The sequence below is a fragment of the Embleya sp. NPDC005575 genome, from assembly GCF_040605455.1.
Classification (GTDB): Bacteria; Actinomycetota; Actinomycetes; order Streptomycetales; family Streptomycetaceae; genus Embleya.
In genome coordinates this window covers 14,895-35,340 of record NZ_JBEXCV010000013.1, presented here as the reverse complement: position 1 = coordinate 35,340, position 20,446 = coordinate 14,895, and the positions used below count along the sequence as shown (strand labels likewise).

The 20,446-nt window shown below is 68.6% G+C and carries 20 protein-coding genes; 15 read left to right on the top strand and 5 right to left on the bottom strand.

What is annotated here, in order from left to right; genetic code table 11:
• The first annotated feature begins 44 nt into the window (after nucleotides 1-44).
• Nucleotides 45-419: a cupin domain-containing protein gene (locus tag ABZS54_RS06825; RefSeq protein ID WP_020549335.1), complete on the top strand. Its 375-nt coding sequence runs from the start codon at nucleotides 45-47 to the stop codon at nucleotides 417-419.
• Nucleotides 420-550: 131 nt separating this feature from the next.
• Here the strand turns inward: ABZS54_RS06825 and erm are convergent, their stop codons facing one another.
• From erm to ABZS54_RS06805, 4 genes are all read right to left on the bottom strand, one after another.
• Complete coding sequence (gene erm / locus ABZS54_RS06820) at nucleotides 551-1,393, bottom strand: 23S ribosomal RNA methyltransferase Erm (RefSeq protein ID WP_355531816.1); 843 nt, start codon at nucleotides 1,391-1,393, stop codon at nucleotides 551-553.
• Nucleotides 1,394-1,777: 384 nt separating this feature from the next.
• On the bottom strand, nucleotides 1,778-2,065 hold the full coding sequence (locus ABZS54_RS06815) for a hypothetical protein (RefSeq protein WP_355531814.1): 288 nt from the start codon (nucleotides 2,063-2,065) through the stop codon (nucleotides 1,778-1,780).
• 413 nt (nucleotides 2,066-2,478) lie between these two features.
• Nucleotides 2,479-2,667 carry a DUF397 domain-containing protein gene (locus tag ABZS54_RS06810; RefSeq protein WP_355531934.1) on the bottom strand — a complete coding sequence of 63 codons (189 nt, stop codon included), beginning with the start codon at nucleotides 2,665-2,667 and terminating at the stop codon, nucleotides 2,479-2,481.
• Between the two features lie 136 nt (nucleotides 2,668-2,803).
• Nucleotides 2,804-3,769, bottom strand: coding sequence for a helix-turn-helix transcriptional regulator (locus tag ABZS54_RS06805; protein ID WP_355531812.1), 966 nt, complete (start codon nucleotides 3,767-3,769; stop codon nucleotides 2,804-2,806).
• Between the two features lie 151 nt (nucleotides 3,770-3,920).
• Here ABZS54_RS06805 and ABZS54_RS06800 point away from each other — a divergent pair, with 151 nt between their 5' ends.
• Nucleotides 3,921-4,607 (top strand): ATP-binding protein, encoded by a 687-nt coding sequence (locus ABZS54_RS06800; RefSeq protein WP_355531810.1) that lies wholly within the window; start codon nucleotides 3,921-3,923, stop codon nucleotides 4,605-4,607.
• A gap of 510 nt (nucleotides 4,608-5,117) precedes the next feature.
• Complete coding sequence (locus ABZS54_RS06795) at nucleotides 5,118-5,894, top strand: phosphotransferase (RefSeq protein WP_355531808.1); 777 nt, start codon at nucleotides 5,118-5,120, stop codon at nucleotides 5,892-5,894.
• A 191-nt stretch (nucleotides 5,895-6,085) separates the two neighbouring features.
• Here the strand turns inward: ABZS54_RS06795 and ABZS54_RS06790 are convergent, their stop codons facing one another.
• Nucleotides 6,086-6,424, bottom strand: coding sequence for a hypothetical protein (locus ABZS54_RS06790; RefSeq protein WP_355531806.1), 339 nt, complete (start codon nucleotides 6,422-6,424; stop codon nucleotides 6,086-6,088).
• Between the two features lie 759 nt (nucleotides 6,425-7,183).
• Between ABZS54_RS06790 and ABZS54_RS06785 the strand changes: the two genes are divergently transcribed.
• The 12 genes from ABZS54_RS06785 to nuoL all read left to right on the top strand — a co-directional run bounded on the left by ABZS54_RS06785 (nucleotide 7,184) and on the right by nuoL (nucleotide 20,429).
• Complete coding sequence (locus ABZS54_RS06785) at nucleotides 7,184-7,543, top strand: NADH-quinone oxidoreductase subunit A (protein WP_355531804.1); 360 nt, start codon at nucleotides 7,184-7,186, stop codon at nucleotides 7,541-7,543.
• Between the two features lie 119 nt (nucleotides 7,544-7,662).
• A complete protein-coding gene (locus ABZS54_RS06780) occupies nucleotides 7,663-8,283 on the top strand; it encodes an NADH-quinone oxidoreductase subunit B (RefSeq protein ID WP_020549326.1) in 621 nt (206 codons plus the stop codon).
• 50 nt (nucleotides 8,284-8,333) lie between these two features.
• Complete coding sequence (locus tag ABZS54_RS06775) at nucleotides 8,334-9,056, top strand: NADH-quinone oxidoreductase subunit C (protein WP_355531932.1); 723 nt, start codon at nucleotides 8,334-8,336, stop codon at nucleotides 9,054-9,056.
• Nucleotides 9,056-10,393, top strand: a complete 1,338-nt coding sequence (locus tag ABZS54_RS06770; protein WP_355531801.1) for an NADH-quinone oxidoreductase subunit D — start codon at nucleotides 9,056-9,058, stop codon at nucleotides 10,391-10,393. The genes ABZS54_RS06775 and ABZS54_RS06770 overlap by 1 nt, the downstream gene beginning before the upstream one ends.
• On the top strand, nucleotides 10,390-11,256 hold the full coding sequence (nuoE, locus tag ABZS54_RS06765; RefSeq protein WP_355531799.1) for an NADH-quinone oxidoreductase subunit NuoE: 867 nt from the start codon (nucleotides 10,390-10,392) through the stop codon (nucleotides 11,254-11,256). The genes ABZS54_RS06770 and nuoE overlap by 4 nt, the downstream gene beginning before the upstream one ends.
• Nucleotides 11,253-12,590, top strand: coding sequence for an NADH-quinone oxidoreductase subunit NuoF (gene nuoF / locus ABZS54_RS06760; RefSeq protein ID WP_355531797.1), 1,338 nt, complete (start codon nucleotides 11,253-11,255; stop codon nucleotides 12,588-12,590). The genes nuoE and nuoF overlap by 4 nt, the downstream gene beginning before the upstream one ends.
• A 1-nt stretch (nucleotide 12,591) precedes the next feature.
• The gene (locus tag ABZS54_RS06755) at nucleotides 12,592-15,198 is read left to right on the top strand and encodes an NADH-quinone oxidoreductase subunit G (RefSeq protein WP_355531795.1); all 2,607 of its coding nucleotides are present in this window, start codon (nucleotides 12,592-12,594) and stop codon (nucleotides 15,196-15,198) included.
• 11 nt (nucleotides 15,199-15,209) lie between these two features.
• Nucleotides 15,210-16,538: an NADH-quinone oxidoreductase subunit NuoH gene (nuoH, locus tag ABZS54_RS06750; protein WP_355531930.1), complete on the top strand. Its 1,329-nt coding sequence runs from the start codon at nucleotides 15,210-15,212 to the stop codon at nucleotides 16,536-16,538.
• Nucleotides 16,539-16,542: 4 nt separating this feature from the next.
• Nucleotides 16,543-17,127 (top strand): NADH-quinone oxidoreductase subunit NuoI, encoded by a 585-nt coding sequence (gene nuoI / locus ABZS54_RS06745; RefSeq protein WP_355531793.1) that lies wholly within the window; start codon nucleotides 16,543-16,545, stop codon nucleotides 17,125-17,127.
• A complete protein-coding gene (locus ABZS54_RS06740; RefSeq protein WP_355531791.1) occupies nucleotides 17,124-18,128 on the top strand; it encodes an NADH-quinone oxidoreductase subunit J in 1,005 nt (334 codons plus the stop codon). The genes nuoI and ABZS54_RS06740 overlap by 4 nt, the downstream gene beginning before the upstream one ends.
• A complete protein-coding gene (gene nuoK / locus ABZS54_RS06735; protein WP_020549317.1) occupies nucleotides 18,125-18,424 on the top strand; it encodes an NADH-quinone oxidoreductase subunit NuoK in 300 nt (99 codons plus the stop codon). The genes ABZS54_RS06740 and nuoK overlap by 4 nt, the downstream gene beginning before the upstream one ends.
• A 70-nt stretch (nucleotides 18,425-18,494) precedes the next feature.
• On the top strand, nucleotides 18,495-20,429 hold the full coding sequence (gene nuoL, locus ABZS54_RS06730; protein ID WP_355531928.1) for an NADH-quinone oxidoreductase subunit L: 1,935 nt from the start codon (nucleotides 18,495-18,497) through the stop codon (nucleotides 20,427-20,429).
• Nucleotides 20,430-20,446 lie beyond the last annotated feature (17 nt).

The following is a 20,446-nucleotide window of genomic DNA, read 5'->3' as shown; positions in this document are numbered from 1 at the left end:
CTCTGCCCTCTGCCCTTGCTCTCTGCCTCAAGGAGACGATCCCCATGCCGTTCATCGCCGCAGCCGAAGCGCCCGTCTTCGACAACCCGCACGCGACCTTTGTCGGGCTCGCCGCCCCGAGCCGTGGTTCCACCGAGAACGCCGCATGGCGGCTCACTCTCAAACCGGGCACGTCGTCCCCGCCGCACGCGCTCACCCGGGAGGAGATCTTCGTCGCGCTGTCGGGCCGGCTCACCGTCACCATGGACGGTGACACCTTCGACGTCGAACCGGGCGATGCGCTGGTCGTCCCCGCCGACACCTCGTTCGCCCTGGCCAACCACGGCACCGACCCGTTCGAGGCGGTCGTGGTCCTTCCGGTCGGCGGCCAGGGGCTCATCCCCGGCCAGGAGCCCTTCGTCGCCCCGTGGGCCCGGTAGCGCGCACGGCCCCGAGCCCGCGCGCGGCGTCGCCGCGTTGAACACCCGGCCGTACAGTTGCGGGCCGCGTTGCCGGGTTGGAACCTGCGGCCCTCGGCGAGCGGTCAGGCGGAGACGACGGCGAAGCCGCCTCAGCCGGGTCGGCGCGCCCATCCGGAATCGGTGCCCTGGGCGCGTGCCGCTCCCTTTCCGCCGCCCCCGCGTCCCCGTACGTCGCTCAGCCGCCACAACGCGGCCCACTGCCCTGCGGTCAACTCCTTGGGCAACGCATATGGCGCGAGCCGCTCGTCCCCAAACCACTCGCGCAGCGCCGGACCCGCGAACCGCCCCGTCCGGGTGAGGATTTCACGCAACCCCCGTCCCGGCCCGGTGAACACCTGCCGCACCAACTCCTGGTACGGGCCCCGCCGTCCCTCGACCAATGGCGCATCCCGACGCGTGATCGACATCAGCCCGCCGTCCACCGACGGCATCGGCCGAAATGCCCGAGCAGGCACCCGGGCGTGCAACGCGAACTCGTACCAGGGCCACCAGGCAGCCGTCAGCATCGTGGCCCCACCAACCCCGGCCCGCCGCCGAGCCACCTCCCACTGCACCAGCAACACGGCGCTCTGCCAGTACTCGGTCTCCAACAACCGCCGCAGCACCGACGTGGTCAGATGAAATGGCAGATTGCCCACCACGGTGTGCCGCTCGCGCGGGAAGCGAAACCGCAGCACATCGGCGGCCACGATGTCGACATGCGCGGGCACCCGCCGCGCCAGCCGCCGGGCACGCTTCGGGTCGAGTTCCACCGCGGTGATCGATCGTCCGGTTCGACTCAGCGGCACCGTGATGGCACCGTCTCCGGGCCCGATCTCGACGATCGGCCCGGATGTACGCGCGACAAGGTCCTCGAAAAGTGCGATCACCGCACGATCGACAAGGAAGTTCTGACCGAGCTCATGACGTCCACCATGAGTGGGATAAGGCACGAGGGGCTCCACAAAGGCAGTTCGGAGCCGGGCAGCACGAAGGAGCCGCACCGGCAAGGGACCCGAAGTGCGGCGGAACCAGGAGAGAGAAGCCCTCAGCCCGCCGCTAGAAGCGGCGAGTCCTCGTGAAAGCGGAAGCGAACATCCCACAACCATAGCCAGCCGGGACGCCCACGCTCATCCCGTTTTTGCCCACGATCGGCCGGGCGGTGGCCAGTCATCCGCGCTCGGTTCCGCACTCCCGAATCGGTCCTCAACTGCCAAAGGCGTGATGCGTCGTGCGTGGTCACACCCACGCCTTTGTGCCGAGTCGGCGACTTCGACGAGTTCGGGTCGGTCGCTCGATCGCGGCCCTTGCGGTGCGATGTCCACGATCGGGGCGGATCAACCGGCGGTGTGTTCCTCGGCCGGGACGGAAGTCGGGTTGGGCACGAATCGGCTCAGCCGATACGAGGACGGGTTCGTCAGGCGTCCGCACAGGATCTCGATCCTGATTGCCGACGGGTCGAAGTCCGCGTCCTCGGCACGCATGCGTCGCAGGTGAGCGTCCCCCTCCGCCTGGTCCTGCGTCTCGAAGACCACCTCCCAGTGCCCCGCGTCGGGAGCGAATCGGGCGGCGTCCCGTCGCCGTTGCTCCTGCTGCCTCTGCTTTCGCTTCCGCTGCCCTGGCATGGACCCAGCATCCCGGTTCACCGGAACGCGGCCAAGCCGATTCGGCGTCGGCTCCCACTCAGTCAGCGGGGAGGTTCCACGACAGCACGCTGCCGGGCAGGTGGATCGTTTGGGTGTCGGGGGTCGCCCGCAGGTGGAATGCCGCGATTGACGGCGCCCACCTGTGGGACGAGGTCTTCGAGCATGCCGACGAACCAGTCCCGGCAGCGCGGACGAGGACTTTCCCGAGTCATCGACGCAGTCCGATCCTTGACCGGGGGCATTGGCGGCCTTGGTCCACACGGCGGTCGGGTGCTTCGGGCGAGGTGGGCCGGTCGCCGCGTGCTCCATGTGGTCGGATCTCCTCCACTTGGCCGACTACGCGAACCAGGAGCAGACCAGGGCTCGTGCAGATGCCGTCCCGTGGGTCTCCGTCAGTGGGAGAACTTTATGGCTTCGGCGAAGATCGTCCACGCTCGACGGTCGTAGGTGTGGATGGGCCCCGAGACCACTTTGCTGTCTCTGACCAGAACGCCAGAGGTGTCGAGGGCGGTTTCGACACAACCGCCGCCGTCGCTGTAGGAAGAGGTTCTCCACGCCGGCGTGGTGTTTGGCTGTGACATGTGATCTCCCAGGCTAGGCATGCTTTCCTCCATCATGGGACCGGGTCCGGACTCGCGGGGACGCGGGGTGGCCGATCCTGCACGCGTCGTTGCGCGGATCGAGCGTCGACCGATGGAAGAGGGTGGCGAGATCGACCTACCTTGAGTGGAACTCCTGCAAGCTGCGCAGGAAGTCCACGCTGTCGTCCGGCCCGAGAGACAGTGTTTCGATGCTGGTGAAGGCATCGGCAAAGCCCGCCACCTGATCTTCTTTGGTGAAGTACGTGCTACCGCTGAGGCTTTCCGTGTAGACGACGTCCGGCATCTCCGTCTCGCGCGGAAGCTTGAGCCACAGGAAGGCGTTGGTCAGTCCTTTGTGGGCTCCGGCCTCGAACGTGACCACCCTGATCGTGATGTTGGGCAGCGCGGCAAGGTCGATCAGGTGTGAGATCTGGTCACGCATGATGGCACGGCTACCAATGACGCGGCGCAGGGCGCTCTCGTCGATGAGCGCCAGCAGACTTGGCGGAGACGCACGCCGGAGCAATTCCTGGCGACGCAAGCGCAATCGAACACGGCCCTCGACCAGCGACTGATCCATGGTGTGCACGCTGATGATCTCTCGGGCGTACTCCTCGATTTGGAGCATGCCGAACAACATTCCGCTGCTGACGGTTCTGAGTTCGTCGGCCGCCGTCTCGACGGCGAACAGTTGGCCCAGGCCCTGGGGGACGACGCCGGCCTCGTCCTGCCACCAATCCGGCAGCTTCGCCTTCTCCATCAGAGCGAGCGTATCCGCGACCTCTTTGGGAGTTCGCTCGTACAAGCGAAGGAGTTCGGCGATCTCGATGCGCTTGAGTGGCCACTGACGACCGGTTTCGTAACGCGAGATCTTGGGCGTGGATCCGTCGATCGCTTCGGCTGCGGCCTTCGCGGAAACCCCGGCCTCGTCGCGGTACTTACGCATGCGACGACCGAGTTGAACGCTGGCCACCGTCGGCTCAGGCCTGTTCTCCGCCAACACGTCTCCTCGACTGCACGTGTCCAGATGTTCGCCGTCATCTTGCCGCATGGTGCTCCACGACCATGCCTCATCCTGAGACTGTGCCGGTTGAATCGTCACACGGATCACTCTTCTCGTTGAAATTTCAGAGATAACCATTGCTCCAGGGATGTTCGCTTGTATCTTGAGGTCACCTTCGCGCCACTGATCGTGAGCAGGCGGGAAGGGCAGTTTTGGGCGAGCAAGACCCCCTGCTGCAAGGGAGTTCGAGATGACGTCAGCCCCAGCCCCTCATCTGCACCTGCCTAGGGACACGGTCGTGACAACGGCTGCTCGTGCATACGTATTCGACGTGTGCACCGCTTTGGGCGTCGACCGAACCACCGAGGGTCACGCCGATTGGCTGGACGACGTCCTCGTGGTCGCATCCGAGTTGGTTACCAACGCCTGGAGACACACCACCGGCGAGATCGCCGTCTACTGGTGGGTCGACGGGCACACACTGACGTTCGCAGTCACGGACACCCGATTCGTAGAGCTCGTGTGGCCTCGTGACTCGGACGCCGTGTCGGCGGACGGCGAAGGGGGACGGGGGCTGGGGATTGTTGCGAACCTCGCGCACCACTTGGCCTACGGACCCATCTGCCACGACGGCCACCACGGCAAGTGGGTCGCTGCCGGATTCACACTTCCCGAGATCCCACACGCTGTGCAACATCGGCGCCAGGCAACAAAGAACCGACCGATGTGGCAGCGCGATCGGTGCGGCATCGAGTCCTTCGACCCGGAAGGCCACCAGGGCTCGGTCGAGAGCCGCAGGTATTCGTGCGGGTCCCGGTGGGGCGATCCGGTTGGTGATCCGATTTCGTGCGGCACGCACCGTGGCGGGGACGGCGGACAGCGTGGCCGGCGCGATGTGCCGTGGCCGTACAGGTCTGTAGGTCCGTCGAGAACGTGACTTCGTCCCTGCATGCCTTGAGCTTGTCGGCTGCCGATTGAACGAAAGAAAAGGAAGACCGAGCGTCGGTAGCCACCTCTTCAACCGGCAGCGGCCGGGCGTCTCGATTCCAGGCGTGAGCCCGGCCGCTGCCTCCATCTATCCACCGTGAGGCGTGATGGAGATTCAAGAATATCGAGCCGATGTGCAGCCGCCGATTCGTGTCGGGTGCCGTGTTCGACACGTGGACGCACATGCCGACCTTCCCGAGGGGACCGTCGTGGCCCTTCCTCCCGCGTCGGAGCGTGTTGCCGTGGTGCAACCGCATCGGGCGGGGCGGTCGCCCTACCTGTGTCCGATCGGTCACCTGGTGGCGCTCGACGTCGATGTGGAACTGGACACCGCAGTACGGCGGTTGATGCGGGTGGACCGCCTTGGGCGGCAACTCGGTGCGGTGTTGTCGTCGGTGACATCGACCGGAAAGCCTTGTCTCAGTCTGCCCGTGGAAACCGGATCGATTCGGGGGACGGGATGAACAGGCGTTATGCATGGCCCGAACTCCCCTTTGCCATCCAAGGGTTCATCGAGAAGGCGGTCGGACCCGTGCTCTCGGTCGAACCCATTGCCGGGCCGTACACCAGTTCCTTCGCCGCGACCGTCACCACCCCCACCGGTTCGGTATTCGTCAAGGTTGCCGAGGAGGCCACCGCGCCGCTGTCCGCGCGGGCGCAGACGAGTGAGATCGCGGCGAGCGCCGTCACAGGTGTGTTGTCGCCGCGATTGTTGCGGCACGGCACGGTCGACGGGTGGCGGGTACTCGTCTTCGAGCACGTGGAAGGTCGCCCCCTCCGACTGCGCCTGGATTTGCCCGACATGGTGCTGGTGGTCGGCGCACTCGACCGCATCGGGCGCGTCCGACCCGGCCGCAGCGCGGGTCTGCCCACCCTGGCCGCGCGGCTGCGCGAGCACCTTCCTCCCGGCCGGACCGGACCGTTGTGCGGCAACACCTTGCTGCACACCGACCTGACCTCGGCCAACATGATCGTCCGGCCGGACGGGCGGCTGTCCGTCGTCGACTGGGGGCAGGTGGCGCTCGGGCCGCCGTGGGCGGAGGTCGGCTACCTGGGTGCGAATCTGGTGGACGCCGGCCACGACCTCGGCGAGGTCCGCCGCTGGATGTGGCGGTTTCCCGACTGGCGCCGGGCATCCCCCACCGCACGGCGGGTACTCGCGGACGCGATGGTCGGGCACAGCGGCGACCGCTCGACCTGGTGGACCCTCCTGGCCGAACCGCCCATCGGCGGCTGACCTTTCGGATCCCGCGCCGAGCGGAGGCCACTTCGACGGCGGGCTCCGCTCGGCGACCGCTCCGTCGGTGCGGGTGCGGGTGCGGTGCGGGTGCGCGTCGACTGAAGCCGAGTGCCTCCCGCGTGGGATCGTCGGCCTGCCCGCAGACGTCGACTCGGTTCAGGATGGGCCGAAGGACCGCGCGACCGGGGTCAGGACGCGCCGGCCAGGGCCACGGCCTGGAGGATGACGCCGATGGTCAGGACCGGGAGGCCGACTCGCCAACGGATGCGGTGCGGGAGGGCCACGGTGAGGAAGAGACTCAGGAGAGCCGCGGCGCCGCTGAGCTTGGCCAGGAGGATCAGGTGGTCGCTGCGGGCGACGGTGTCGGTCGGACACGCGGATTCGCAGGTGTCGGCGTCGACGGCGAGGGTCAACACCACGAACGCGTCGACAACGGCCATAGCCAGGATCGCGGCGACCACCAAGGCGACGAATGCGACGATCGGGCCGCGGCCGGTCCTGTGGTCTACGTGTGTGGTGTGGGGCATGGCTCGACGCTAGGGAGAGACGGGCTGCGCCGGCATGGGCGCCGGTACTCATGTGGCGACCGAGTACCGAACACAGCAGTGGGTCGGACGTCCACTGGTCGGACTGCGCGGCCGGCCGGGGTTGGTGGTCCCCAGTGGGGCCACGGTGCCGACGGCACTCTTTCGTGAGTGGCGTGGTGGATGGGGCAGTTGGTCCCAGTGAGCGAAGCGGTGGCGCCGCGCGCGACGCCCCCCGTCGGCGCGCCTGGGATCCCGTGATCGACACACCGGCGATCCACGCACCGGATCCCGTCACGTCGGTGACACCCGGCGCGTCAGCGCCCACGACTTGATCGTCGACGGTGATCGACGAGCCCGCGAAGGAGAGCGGCCGAAGGCCGCCGGCGGCGTAGCCGCCCCGCGCGAAGCGCGGTTTTTCCAGTGACGCTCCGTGCGCAACCGTTCGGATCGACTATCACAACCGATCATGATCGGCCAAATTTGATGCCCTTGTGAACGGGTGGTATAGGCGGTTCTCGTGATCAACATCGTCCGTGAGTGCCGAACCGTTTAGGCTCCCCTATTTCTCACCCTGTGTGATTTTTGCCTGCTCGCAACCGTTTCTGATCGATCATCAGGTGGTGAAGATCACACCATGATCGTTCTCTACCCGTGTCGCAGATCACATGACAAGGGGCCTAGGATGGGCGCCGTTCCGGCAGCTTGTGAACCCGGTCACATGCGTGACTTCGGGGGACTGAGAAGGGAGATGGGAGCGCGGTGAACCTGTACGCGCCGATCCTCGTGCTCGGGGGCATTGCCCTGGCCTTCGGAGTGGTCTCCCTCGTAATGGGGGCGCTCACCGGGCCCAAGCGCTACAACCGGGCCAAGCTCGAAGCCTACGAATGCGGCATCGAGCCGACCCCGCAGCCGGTCGGCGGCGGGCGATTCCCGGTCAAGTACTACCTGACGGCGATGCTCTTCATCGTCTTCGACATCGAGATCGTCTTCCTCTACCCGTGGGCCGTCTACTTCGACTCGCTCGGGATGTTCGGTCTCGTCGAGATGGCCATGTTCGTGGCTGCGGTCTTCGTCGCCTACGCCTACCTGTGGCGTCGCGGCGGCCTCGAATGGGACTGACCGACCGGCCTCGCATGGGACCGACCAAGGACGTAGGCAAGGACGTGGGACCGATGAGCCGAGACGCCCAGGCTTCCCCACAGGCTTCCCCCAACGACTGACGGAGAGAGGGCATCCGCGTGGGTATCGAGGAGAAGCTGCCCAGCGGCTTCCTGCTGAGCACCGTGGAAGGGCTGGCCGGCTACTTCCGCAAGGGATCCTTCTGGCCGGCCACGTTCGGACTCGCGTGCTGCGCGATCGAGATGATGGCCACCGGCGCCGGCCGCTACGACCTGGCCCGCTTCGGCATGGAGGTCTTCCGGGCCTCGCCCCGCCAGGCCGACCTGATGATCGTCGCCGGCCGGGTCAGCCAGAAGATGGCGCCGGTCCTGCGGCAGATCTACGACCAGATGCCCAACCCCAAGTGGGTGCTGTCGATGGGCGTGTGCGCGTCCTCGGGCGGCATGTTCAACAACTACGCGATCGTCCAGGGCGTCGACCACGTGGTGCCGGTGGACATCTACCTCCCCGGCTGCCCGCCCCGGCCCGAGATGCTGATGGACGCGATCATCAAGCTCCGCGAGGAGATCCAGGCGATGCCGCTGGGCGTCAACCGCGAGAAGGCGGCCCGCGCCGCCGAGCAGGCCGCCATGAAGGCGCTGCCCACCATCGAGATGCTGCCCGCGAGTGCCCGCCGAGGCGCGCACGAGCTCAACCCCGGCATTCCGGTCGGCCACGCGCCCGAGGGGGGTGCCCGGTGACCACTCCCGCCAACGGAACCCCGAACCCCACGCCCGAGGAAAAGGCACAACTGCCCGCCCCTCGTGACACGCGGGGCGAACCGATCGGCGAACCCATCGAGGTCCGCCACGGCATGTTCGGCCCGAGCGGATCGGGCGACACCTCCGGCTACGGCAAGCTGGTCCGCACCGTCGCCTTCCCCGGCGCCGCCGCCCGCCCGTACGGCGGCCCGGGCGGAACCGCGACCGGCGAAGGCGAGTTCGACCTGGTCGCCGACGAGCTCTCCGGCGCCCTCGCGGAAGCCGGCATCGAGTTCGACGAGGCGATCGAGAAGGTCGTGGTCGACCGCGGCGAACTCACCTTCCACGTGCGCCGCGAGTCGCTGCCGCGGATCGCGCTGACCCTGCGCAACGACCCGGCACTGCGCTTCGAGCTGTGCACCGGCGTCTCCGGCGCGCACTACCCGCAGGAGACCGGTCGTGAGCTGCACGCGGTCTACCACCTGCGCTCGATCACCCACAACCGGGCGGTCCGGCTCGAAGTCTCGGTCCCGGACGCGGATCCGCACCTGCCGTCCCTGGTGAGCGTGTATCCCGCGCTGGACTGGCACGAGCGGGAGACCTACGACTTCTTCGGCCTCGTCTTCGACGGCCACCCCGCGCTCACGCGCATCCTCATGCCGGACGACTGGCCCGGCCACCCGCAGCGGAAGGACTACCCGCTCGGCGGCGTGCCCGTCGAGTACAAGGGCGCCCAGATCCCGCCGCCCGACCAGCGGAGGTCGTACAACTGATGAGCGATCAGACAACGACACCCCCATCCGCCGCGCACGCGCGGGAGACCACCGAGGGCCGGATCTACACGGTCACCGGCTCCGACTGGGACGAGGTGGTCCAGGCCGCGGCGGACGCCGAAGAGCGCATCGTCGTCAACATGGGCCCGCAACACCCGTCCACCCACGGCGTGTTGCGGCTGATCCTGGAGATCGACGGGGAGAGCGTCACCGAGGCCCGCTGCGGAATCGGTTACCTGCACACCGGCATCGAGAAGAACCTGGAGTTCCGCAACTGGACCCAGGGCGTCACCTTCGTGACGCGCATGGACTACCTGATGCCGCTGCACAACGAGACCGCGTACTGCCTTGCGGTGGAGAAGCTGCTCGGCATCACCGACGACATCCCCGAGCGCGCACAGGTGATTCGGGTCCTGCTGATGGAGCTCAACCGGATCTCCTCGCACATGGTCTGCCTGGCCACCGGCGGCATGGAGATCGGCGCGCTCACCGTGATGACCTTCGGGTTCCGCGACCGCGAACTGATCCTCGACGTGTTCGAGATGATCACCGGGCTCCGGATGAACCACGCCTACATCCGCCCGGGCGGTCTCGCCCAGGACCTCCCGCCCGGCGCCGTGGACAAGATCCGCGACCTGGTGAACATCCTGCCCGGCCGGATCCGCGAGTACGAGCTGCTGCTCAACGACAACGCGATCTTCAAGGGCCGCACCCAGGGCATCGGCTACCTCGACCTGGCCGGCTGCATGGCGCTGGGCCTGACCGGCCCGGTACTGCGCTCCACCGGCCTGCCGCACGACCTGCGCAAGACGCAGCCCTACTGCGGCTACGAGAACTACGAGTTCGACGTGGCCACCGCGGACTCGTGCGACTCCTGGGGGCGGTACCTGATCCGCATCGAGGAGATGAAGCAGTCGCTGCGGATCGTCGAACAGTGCCTGGACCGACTGGCACCCGGGCCGGTCATGATCGGCGACAAGAAGATCGCCTGGCCCGCCCAGCTCGCGCTCGGCTCGGACGGCCTGGGCAACTCGCCCGCCCACATCGCGAACATCATGGGCACCTCGATGGAGTCCCTCATCCACCACTTCAAGCTGGTCACCGAGGGCTTTCGGGTACCGCCGGGCCAGGTCTACAGCGCGATCGAATCACCGCGCGGCGAACTGGGCGTACACGCGGTCAGCGACGGTGGCACCCGCCCCTACCGCGTGCACTTCCGCGACCCCTCGTTCAACAACCTGCAGGCCATGGCCGCGATGTGCGAAGGCGGTCAGGTGGCCGACGTGATCGTGGCAGTGGCGGGCATCGACCCCGTCATGGGAGGTGTCGACCGATGAGTACGGACCTGGGCATGCCGATGCCCCCGGCCAAGCCGGCTCCGCCGTTTCCGCCCGAGGTGCGCGCCCGCCTGGAGGTGGACGCGAAAGAGGTGATCGGGCGCTACCCGCAGGCCCGCTCGGCGCTGCTGCCGCTGCTGCACCTGGTGCAGGCCGAAGAGGGCTACGTGACCGGCACCGGCATCGAGTTCTGTGCCGACATGCTGGGCCTGACCACGGCGGAGGTATCCGCGGTCTCCACCTTCTACACGATGTACCGGCGTCGCCAGGGCGGCGACTTCCACGTCGGCGTCTGTACCAACACGCTGTGCGCGGTGATGGGCGGCGACGAGATCTTCGCGAGCCTGAAGGACCACCTCGGGATCGGCAACAAGGAGACCACCGCCGACGGCGTGGTCACCCTGGAGCACATCGAGTGCAACGCGGCGTGCGACTACGCGCCCGTGGTGATGGTCAACTGGGAGTTCTTCGACGACGCGACCCCGCAGTCGGCCAAGGAACTCGTGGACGACCTGCGCGCCGGCAAGGACGCGGTACCCACCCGCGGCGCGCGGCTGTGCACCTTCCGGGACACCGCGCGCATCCTGGCCGGCTTCCCGGACGAGCGGCCCGGCGCGGTCGACGAGGGCGGTGCCGGCGGTGCCGCCAGCCTGGTCGGCCTGCGCATCGCCACCGGTACGCACGCCGACGAACCGGCTCGCCCCGCCCCCACGCGTCGGCCGCTCACCGAGGACGTCGCGAAGGACATCCCGGCGTCCCCGAGTTCGCACGACGCTCCGGCGCGCACCGCCGAGTCCGACCCGGCCCACCCCGCGCCGCCCACCGGGGCGGCGACCGACCAGGACGGGGACCAAGCGCCGTGACCGAGCCTTCTCTCCTCACCCCCGTGCTCTCCGCGAACTGGGACGAGCACCGGCCGTGGACGCTGGACACCTACCGGCGCGACGGCGGCTACGACGGCCTGCGCAAGGCGCTGACGATGCACCCCGACGAGGTGATCCAGACCGTCAAGGACTCCGGTCTGCGCGGTCGCGGCGGCGCGGGCTTCCCCACCGGCATGAAGTGGGGCTTCATCCCGCAAAACGACGGCAAGCCGCACTACCTCGTGGTCAACGCGGACGAGTCCGAGCCGGGAACCTGCAAGGACATCCCGCTCATGTACGCCAACCCGCACGTGCTGATCGAGGGCGTGATCATCGCGTCCTACGCGATCCGCTCCGGGCACGCGTTCATCTACGTGCGCGGCGAAGTGGTCCCGGTGCTGCGCCGACTGCACAACGCGGTCCGCGAGGCGTACGCCGCCGGCTACCTCGGCAAGAACGTGCTGGGCTCGGGCTTCGACCTCGAACTCACCGTGCACGCGGGCGCAGGCGCCTACATCTGCGGCGAGGAGACCGCGCTGCTCGACTCGCTGGAGGGCCGCCGGGGTCAGCCCCGACTGCGCCCGCCGTTCCCGGCGGTGGCCGGCCTGTACGCGTCCCCGACCTGCGTGAACAACGTCGAGTCGATCGCGTCGGTGCCGCCGATCCTGAACAAGGGTGTCGAGTGGTTCCGCTCGATGGGCTCGGAGAAGTCGCCCGGCTTCACGCTGTACTCGCTGTCCGGACACGTCAAGCGGCCCGGTCAGTACGAGGCTCCGCTCGGGGTGACCCTGCGCCAATTGCTGGACCTGGCGGGCGGGGTGCGCGAAGGACACCGGATCAAGTTCTGGACGCCCGGCGGCTCGTCCACGCCGATGTTCACCGACGAGCACCTGGACGTACCGCTCGACTACGAGGGCGTCGGCGCGGCCGGATCCATGCTCGGCACCAAGGCGCTGCAGATCTTCGACGAGACCGTGTGCGTGGTGCGCGCGGTGTTGCGCTGGACCGAGTTCTACGAGCACGAGTCCTGCGGCAAGTGCACGCCGTGCCGCGAAGGCACCTACTGGCTCACCCAGCTGCTCACCCGGCTGGAGCGCGGCGAGGGCACCGAGCAGGATCTGGAGACCTTGCTCGACGTCGCCGACAACATCCTCGGCAAGTCGTTCTGCGCACTGGGCGACGGTGCCGCGAGCCCGATCCAGTCCTCGCTCAAGTACTTCCGCGACGAATACCTGGCGCACTTCGAGCACGGCGGCTGTCCGTTCGACACCGCGGCATCCACCGCGTGGGCGAGCACAGCCCCCGCTTCAACCGGGGCAGGAGCGCACAGCTGACATGACAGTCACGACCAACACCCCCGCGGGTGGGCCGCCGGCCCCCAAGCCGGAGGACCTCGTCACCATCTCGGTGGACGGGATCGACGTCTCCGTGCCCAAGGGCACCCTGGTGATCCGGGCCGCCGAGCTGATCGGCATCCAGATCCCCAGGTTCTGCGACCACCCGCTGCTCGACCCGGTCGGCGCGTGCCGGCAATGCCTGGTCGACGTCGAGGGCCAGCGCAAGCCGCTCGCTTCGTGCACCACCACCGTCACCGACGGCATGGTCGTGCGCACCCAGCTCACCTCGCCGGTCGCGAAGAAGTCGCAGGACGGGGTGATGGAGCTGCTGCTGATCAACCACCCCCTGGACTGCCCCGTTTGCGACAAGGGCGGCGAGTGCCCGCTGCAGAACCAGGCGATGGGCGCGGGTCGTTCGGTCTCGCGCTTCGCCGAGGTCAAGCGGACCTTCCCCAAGCCGCTGCGGATCTCCTCCGAGGTCCTGTTGGACCGCGAGCGCTGCGTGTTGTGCGCGCGCTGCACCCGCTTCTCCGAGCAGGTCGCGGGCGACCCGTTCATCGCGCTGATCGAACGCGGCGCACTCCAGCAGGTCGGGATCTACGAGAAGCAGCCCTTCGAGTCCTACTTCTCCGGCAACACGATCCAGATCTGCCCGGTCGGGGCCCTCACCTCGGCCGCGTACCGCTTCCGGGCCCGGCCGTTCGACCTGGTGTCCTCCCCGACCACGTGCGAGCACTGCGCGTCCGGGTGCTCGCTGCGCGCCGACCACCGAAGGGGCAAGGTGCTGCGCCGGCTCGCCGGCGACGAGCCCGAGGTCAACGAGGAATGGAACTGCGACAAGGGTCGCTTCGCGTTCCGTTACGCCACGCAGCAGGACCGGCTCACCTCTCCACTGGTTCGGGACGAGGAGAGCGGCGAACTGGTTCCCGTGTCCTGGTCCGAGGCGCTGGGCGCGGCCGCGCGCGGGCTCGCCGCCGCACGCGGCAACGCCGGCGTCCTGGTCGGTGGGCGGGCCACGCTGGAGGACGCCTACGCCTACGGCAAGTTCGCGCGGGTCGCGCTCGACAGCAACGACATCGACTTCCGGGCCCGGGACCACTCGGCCGAGGAGGCCGAGTTCCTCGCTGCCGAGGTGGCCGGCACCGGACTCGGTGTGACCTACGCCGACCTGGAGAAGGCCCCCGGCGTGCTCCTGGTCGGGTTCGAGCCCGAGGACGAATCGCCGATCGTGTTCCTGCGGCTGCGCAAGGCCGCCCGCAAGGGCCTGAAGGTCTACGGCATCGCGCCGTTCGCCTCGGCCGGCCTGGTCCGGATGAAGGGCACCCTGCTGCGCGCGGCCCCCGGCACCGAGACCGAGTGGCTCTCCGCGCTCGGCGACCCGGCGGTCGAGGGCGAGCTCGCCCGCGGCGCCGCCGAGCTGCTGCGCACGCCGGGCACCATCGTGCTCGTCGGCGAGCGCCTGGCGGCCGTGCCCGGCGCGTTGGCCGAGGTCACCGCGCTGGCGGCAGGCACCGGCGCCAGGCTCGCCTGGATCCCGCGCCGGGCCGGCGAGCGCGGCGCCCTCGACGCGGGGGCGCTGTACAACCTGCTCCCGGGCGGGCGTCCGGTCAGCGACCCGGCGGCCCGGGCCGAGGTGGCCGCGGCCTGGGCGGTCGCCGACCTGCCCGGCGGCTACGGCCTGGACACCACCTCGATGCTCACCGCGGTCCGCGAACAACGCCTGGCCGCACTCGTGGTCGGCGGCGTCGACGTGGACGACCTGCCCGACCCGGCCGGTGCGATCGCCGCGCTGGACGCGGCCCGCTTCGTGGTCAGCCTGGAACTGCGGCACAGCGCGGTCACCGAACGCGCCGACGTGGTCTTCCCGGTGGCCGCGCCCGCCGAGAAACCCGGCACCTTCGTCGACTGGGAAGGCCGCGAGCGCCCGTTCGCCACCGTGCTGAAGAAGGACCAGCTCACCGGCGACCTGGCCGCGGTGATGTCCGACCTGCGCGTGCTCGACGCGATCGCCGAGGCGATGGCCGAGCAGCGCGAGGGCACCCCGATCGACCTGCCCTCGCTCACCGCCGCCCGTCGCGAACTGCGCCGGCTCGGCCGGTGGAGCGGCGACCGGGGGCCGGTTCCCGAGGGCCCGACCCACGAACTCCCGCGCCCCGGTGCGGGTGAAGCCGTACTGGCCACCTGGCGGCTGCTCCTGGACGAGGGCCGCGGGCAGGACGGCGAACCCCATCTGGCGGGCACCCGGCGCGCGCCGGTGGTCCGACTGAGTGCGTCCACGGCCGCCGAGATCGGCGCCGAGGACGGGGGCGGCGTCACCGTGACCTCGTTGCACGGGGAGGTCACGTTGCCGCTGCGCATCACCGACATGACCGAGCGCGTGGTCTTCCTGCCCGCGAACTCGCCCGGTTCCTCCGTGCGTCGCGCGCTGCGGGTCGGCGCGGGCGAGGTGGTCGGGATCCGGCCGGCCGTGGCGGATCTCGCCCAGGCGGAGGGCCCCAACGGAAAAGAGCACGAAGTGCTTCACGACAAGGGTGGTGGCGGGCGACGGGCGGGCGGCACCGGCCTCAACGGTCGGACCGCACACGTTCATGAGGAGGAGCGGTGACGGACAGCGGCATGCAGCTCGCCGCGGTCGGGTTCGGTACCGACGTCTGGTGGCTGGTCCTGCTCAAGGCGGTGCTCATCTTCGCGTTCTGCGTCGTCATGACGCTGTTCGCGATCTGGTGGGAACGCAAGGTCGTGGCCTGGATGCAGATGCGCATCGGGCCCAAGTACACCGGCCCGCAGGGCCTGCTCCAGTCCCTCGCGGACGGCGTGAAACTCGCGCTCAAGGAGGACATCACCGTCAAGGGCGCCGACAAGGCCGTCTACATCATCGCCCCGATCGTGGCGATGGTCCCGGCGTTCATGGCGTTCGCGGTGATCCCCTTCGGGCCCGAGGTCTCCATCTTCGGGCACCGCACGCACCTGCAACTGACCGACCTGCCGGTCGCGGTCCTCTACATCCTCGCGGTCGCGTCCGTGGGCATCTACGGCATCGTGCTCGCGGGCTGGTCCTCCGGCTCGACCTACCCGCTGCTCGGCGGGCTGCGCAGCTCGGCGCAGATGATCTCGTACGAGATCGCGATGGGCCTGTCGTTCGCGGCGGTGTTCCTCTACGCCGGCTCGATGTCCACCTCGGAGATCGTCGCCGCCCAGCAGGACACCTGGTACGCGGTGCTGCTGCCGGTCTCGTTCATCATCTACGTCGTCGCGATGATCGGCGAGACCAACCGCGCGCCGTTCGACCTCCCCGAGGCCGAGGGCGAGTTGGTCGGCGGGTTCCACACCGAGTACTCGTCGCTGAAGTTCGCGCTGTTCTTCCTCGCCGAGTACGTGAACATGGTGGTGGTCAGCTCGCTGGCGACCACGCTGTTCCTCGGCGGCTACCTCGCGCCGTGGCCGGTCACCGCGGTCTGGGAGGGCGCCAACTCCGGCTGGTGGCCGTTCCTTTGGTACTTCCTCAAGGTCCAGGCGTTCATCTTCGTGTTCATCTGGCTGCGCGGCACGCTGCCGCGGTTCCGCTACGACCAGTTCATGAAGATCGGCTGGAAGGTACTGATCCCGCTCTCGCTGGTGTGGCTGATGCTGGTGGCCACCGTGCGCGCGCTCAAGAACGAGGGCTACGAGCAGTCCCGGATCGTGCTGTGGGTTGCCGGCGGTGTGGTCGCCCTGCTGCTGCTGTCGATTCTGTGGGACGCGGTCACGCCCGATCGGGACGAGGAGGCGGACGCGAAGGCGGCCGGACCCGAACCGTTCGACCCGATGGCGGGCGGGTTCCCCGTACCGCCGATGCCGGGGCAACAACTCCCGCCGGTGCCGCGCCGCAACGTGCGCAAACCCGAGCCGGTCGGTGCGCCGGCCGCGGCGGAGCTTCCGGCCGACCGCACTGAAGGAGAGGCATAGACCCGTGCCCAAGTTCCTCGGACCGGTCGCGGGGTTCGGTGTCACCTTCGCGACGATGTTCAAGAAGGCGAACACCGAGTACTACCCGTACGAGAAGAAGGTCACCGCACCGCGATTCCACGGCCGGCACCAGCTCAACCGGTACGCCGACGGCCTGGAGAAGTGCATCGGCTGCGAACTGTGCGCGTGGGCGTGTCCCGCCGACGCGATCTTCGTGGAGGGTGCCGACAACACCGAGGAGGAGCGCTTCTCGCCCGGTGAGCGGTACGGCCGCAACTACCAGATCAACTACCTGCGCTGCATTTTCTGCGGCCTGTGCATCGAGGCGTGCCCGACCCGGGCGCTGACCATGACCAACGAGTTCGAGCTCGCCGACACCAGCCGGGCGAGCCTGATCTTCACCAAGGAAGATCTGCTCGCGCCGCTGTACGAGGGCATGGTCCCGGCGCCGCACGAGATGTACCCGGGCACCACCGACACCGACTACTACCTGGGCAAGGTCACCGCGGCCGCACCCGGCACGGTGACCCAGGGGCAGCCCCGCGAGCCGGCCGAGGTGCACAAGCAGGGGACGGAGGCGGGCCGATGAGCCCCGGAATCGACTTCGCGGCCGAGGTCACCAAGACCTCCACCGGCGAGGCGCTGCAGTTCTGGGTGCTCGCGGCCGTCGCGCTGATCGGCGCCCTGGCCACCGTCTTCATGAAGAAGGCGGTGCACAGCGCGCTCGCGCTGGTCACCACGATGATGTGCCTGGCGATCTTCTACCTGGCTCAGGGCGCGATGTTCCTGGGCATCGTGCAGATCGTGGTCTACACCGGCGCGATCATGATGTTGTTCCTGTTCGTGCTGATGCTGGTGGGCGTCTCCTCGGTGGACTCGCTCAAGGAGACGCTGAAGGGCCAGCGGATCGCCGCCGCCGGGCTGGGCCTGGGCTTCGGCATCCTGCTGGTGGCGGGTATCGCCAACGCCTCCATCACGCACTTCACCGCGCTGGCCACCAAGACGCCGGCCGGCCGGCCGGTGTATCCGGCCGAGACGAACGACGAGGCGCTGCGCGCGGCGTCCCAGGGCAACGTGCAGGGCTTGGCGCACCAGATCTTCACCAAGTACATCTGGGCCTTCGAGATGACCAGCGCGCTGCTGATCACCGCGGCGGTCGGCGCGATGGTGCTCGCGCACCGTGAACGCCTGGTGCCGCGCAGGACCCAGCGAGAGTTGTCCGAGGAGCGGGTGCGCGAGAACAAGCAGGTCGCGCCGCTGCCCACGCCCGGGGTGTACGCCCGGCACAACGCCGTGGACGTGGCCGCGCTGCTGCCGGACGGCAGCGTCTCGCAGCTGTCGATCAACGGCACGTTGCGCGCACGCGGCCAGATCCGCGACGTCAGCGCCGAGGCGGTGCACAGCGTCGCCGAGTTGGAGAGCGCCGGCGCGGACACCGACGACGAGGCGTGGCCCGACGAGTCGGACGGTCCCTCGTCCGCACCGGTGCCCCCCGCCCGGCAGGAACACGACGACGCCGACTCTTCGTCGGACGGCGGCTCGGGCAACGAGGTTGCCGCCGGCGCAGGCTCCAAGGAGGGGCGCCCGTGAACCCGGTGAACTACCTGTACCTGTCCGCGCTGTTGTTCACCATCGGCGCGGCCGGGGTTCTGCTCCGGCGCAACGCGATCGTGGTGTTCATGTGCGTCGAACTGATGCTGAACGCGTGCAACCTCGCGTTCGTCACGTTCGGCCGCATGCACGACAACCTCGACGGCCAGATCATCGCGTTCTTCACGATGGTCGTCGCCGCGTGCGAGGTCGTGGTCGGACTGTCCATCATCATCGCCATCTTCCGCAGCCGCCGTTCGGCCTCGGTCGACGACGCCAGCCTCATGAAGTGGTAGGTCGGAACCGGTGATCGAAACCTCCTCCCTGGCCTCCGGCGTCGTGCTCGCCAACGAGGGCGGCGGCGGGCTGCACTCCGTCGCGGCAAGTGGCGCGTTCTCGGCGCTGTGGCTGGTCGTCGGCCTGCCGCTGCTCGGCGCGCTGCTGCTGCTCGTCGGCGGCAAGCGCACCAACGCCTTCGGCCACATCCTCGGCACCGCGATGGCCCTCGGGTCGTTCGTGGTCGGCGTGCTGATGTTCGTGACCATGCTCGGCAAGGACGATGCGGGCCGCTCGGTCGACCAGCACCTGTGGACCTGGGCGCCGGTCAACGAGTTCCAGGCCGACGTCGGCCTGCACCTCGACCAACTGTCCATGGTGTTCGTCCTGCTGATCACCGGTGTGGGCTCGCTGATCCACATCTACTCGATCGGCTACATGGCGCACGACGAGAACCGTCGGCGCTTCTTCGGCTATCTGAACCTGTTCGTCGCCGCGATGCTGCTGCTGGTGCTGGCGAACAACTACCTCCTGCTGTACGCCGGTTGGGAGGGCGTGGGGCTTGCCTCCTACCTGCTGATCGGGTTCTGGCAGCACAAGCCCAGCGCCGCGACCGCCGCCAAGAAGGCGTTCATCATGAACCGCGTCGGCGACTTCGGTCTGGCCGTGGCGATCTTCCTGATGTTCGCCACGTTCGGCACCTTCACCTTCGCCGACGTGCTCGGTGGCGGAGCGAGCGCGAGCGACGGCACGATGACCGCGATCGGTTTGATGTTGCTGCTCGCCGCGTGCGGCAAGTCGGCGCAGTTCCCCCTTCAGGCCTGGCTCGGCGACGCGATGGAGGGTCCGACCCCGGTCTCCGCGCTGATCCACGCGGCGACCATGGTCACCGCCGGCGTGTACCTGATCACCCGGTCCGCGGAAATCTTCAACGCCTCGCCGGACGCACAACTCGCGGTCACCATCGTCGGCGCGATCACCGTGCTGTTCGGGGCGATCGTGGGTTGCGCCAAGGACGACATCAAGAAGGCGCTGGCCGCCTCCACGATGAGCCAGATCGGCTACATGATCCTGGCCGCGGGCCTGGGTCCGATCGGCTACGCGTTCGCGATCATGCACCTGGTCACGCACGGCTTCTTCAAGGCCGGGCTGTTCCTGGGCGCGGGCTCGGTCATGCACGGCATGAACGACGAGGTCGACATGCGCCGCTACGGCGGCCTGCGCAAGTACATGCCGATCACCTTCGTCACCTTCGGTCTGGGCTACCTGTCGATCATCGGCTTCCCGCTGCTGTCCGGGTTCTTCTCCAAGGACAAGATCATCGAGGCGGCGTTCGCCAAGGGCGGCACCTCCGGCTGGATCCTGGGCGCGGTCACCCTGGTCGCCGCCGGCCTCACCGCGTTCTACATGACGCGCGTGATGCTGATGACCTTCTTCGGCAAGGAGCGCTGGAAGGAGGCACCGGCGGGTGCCCCGGCCGACTGGCACGAGCCGCACCCGCACGAGTCGCCGAGCTCGATGACCGGGCCGATGATCCTGCTCGCGTTCGGATCGGTGTTCGCGGGCGGCCTGTTCGTGCTCAACGAGTCGTTTGTCAAATGGCTGACGCCCGTCACCGGCTTCTCGCACGGCGACCCGCCGATGAGCGAGTGGGCAGTCACCGGTATGGCACTCTCGATGGTCGCGCTGGGCGCCGCGGTGGCGTACGTGCAGTACGCCCGCCGGGACGTGCCCGCGGTGGCGCCGGCCGCGAGCCTGGTCACCGTGGCGGCGCGGCGGGACCTGTACCAGGACGCGGTCAACGAGGGCCTGGTGATGCGACCCGGCCAGTACCTGACCCGCCTGCTCGTGTGGTTCGACAACCGCGGCGTGGACGGATTCGTGGGCGGACTGGCGGCGTTCATCGGCGGCACCTCGGCGCGTGTGCGCAAGGTGCAGACCGGGTTCGTGCGTTCGTACGCGCTGTCCATGTTCGGCGGCACGCTGCTGGTCGTGGCCTGCACGCTGATGGCTCGGATGGCCTGAACATGACCATCCGGACA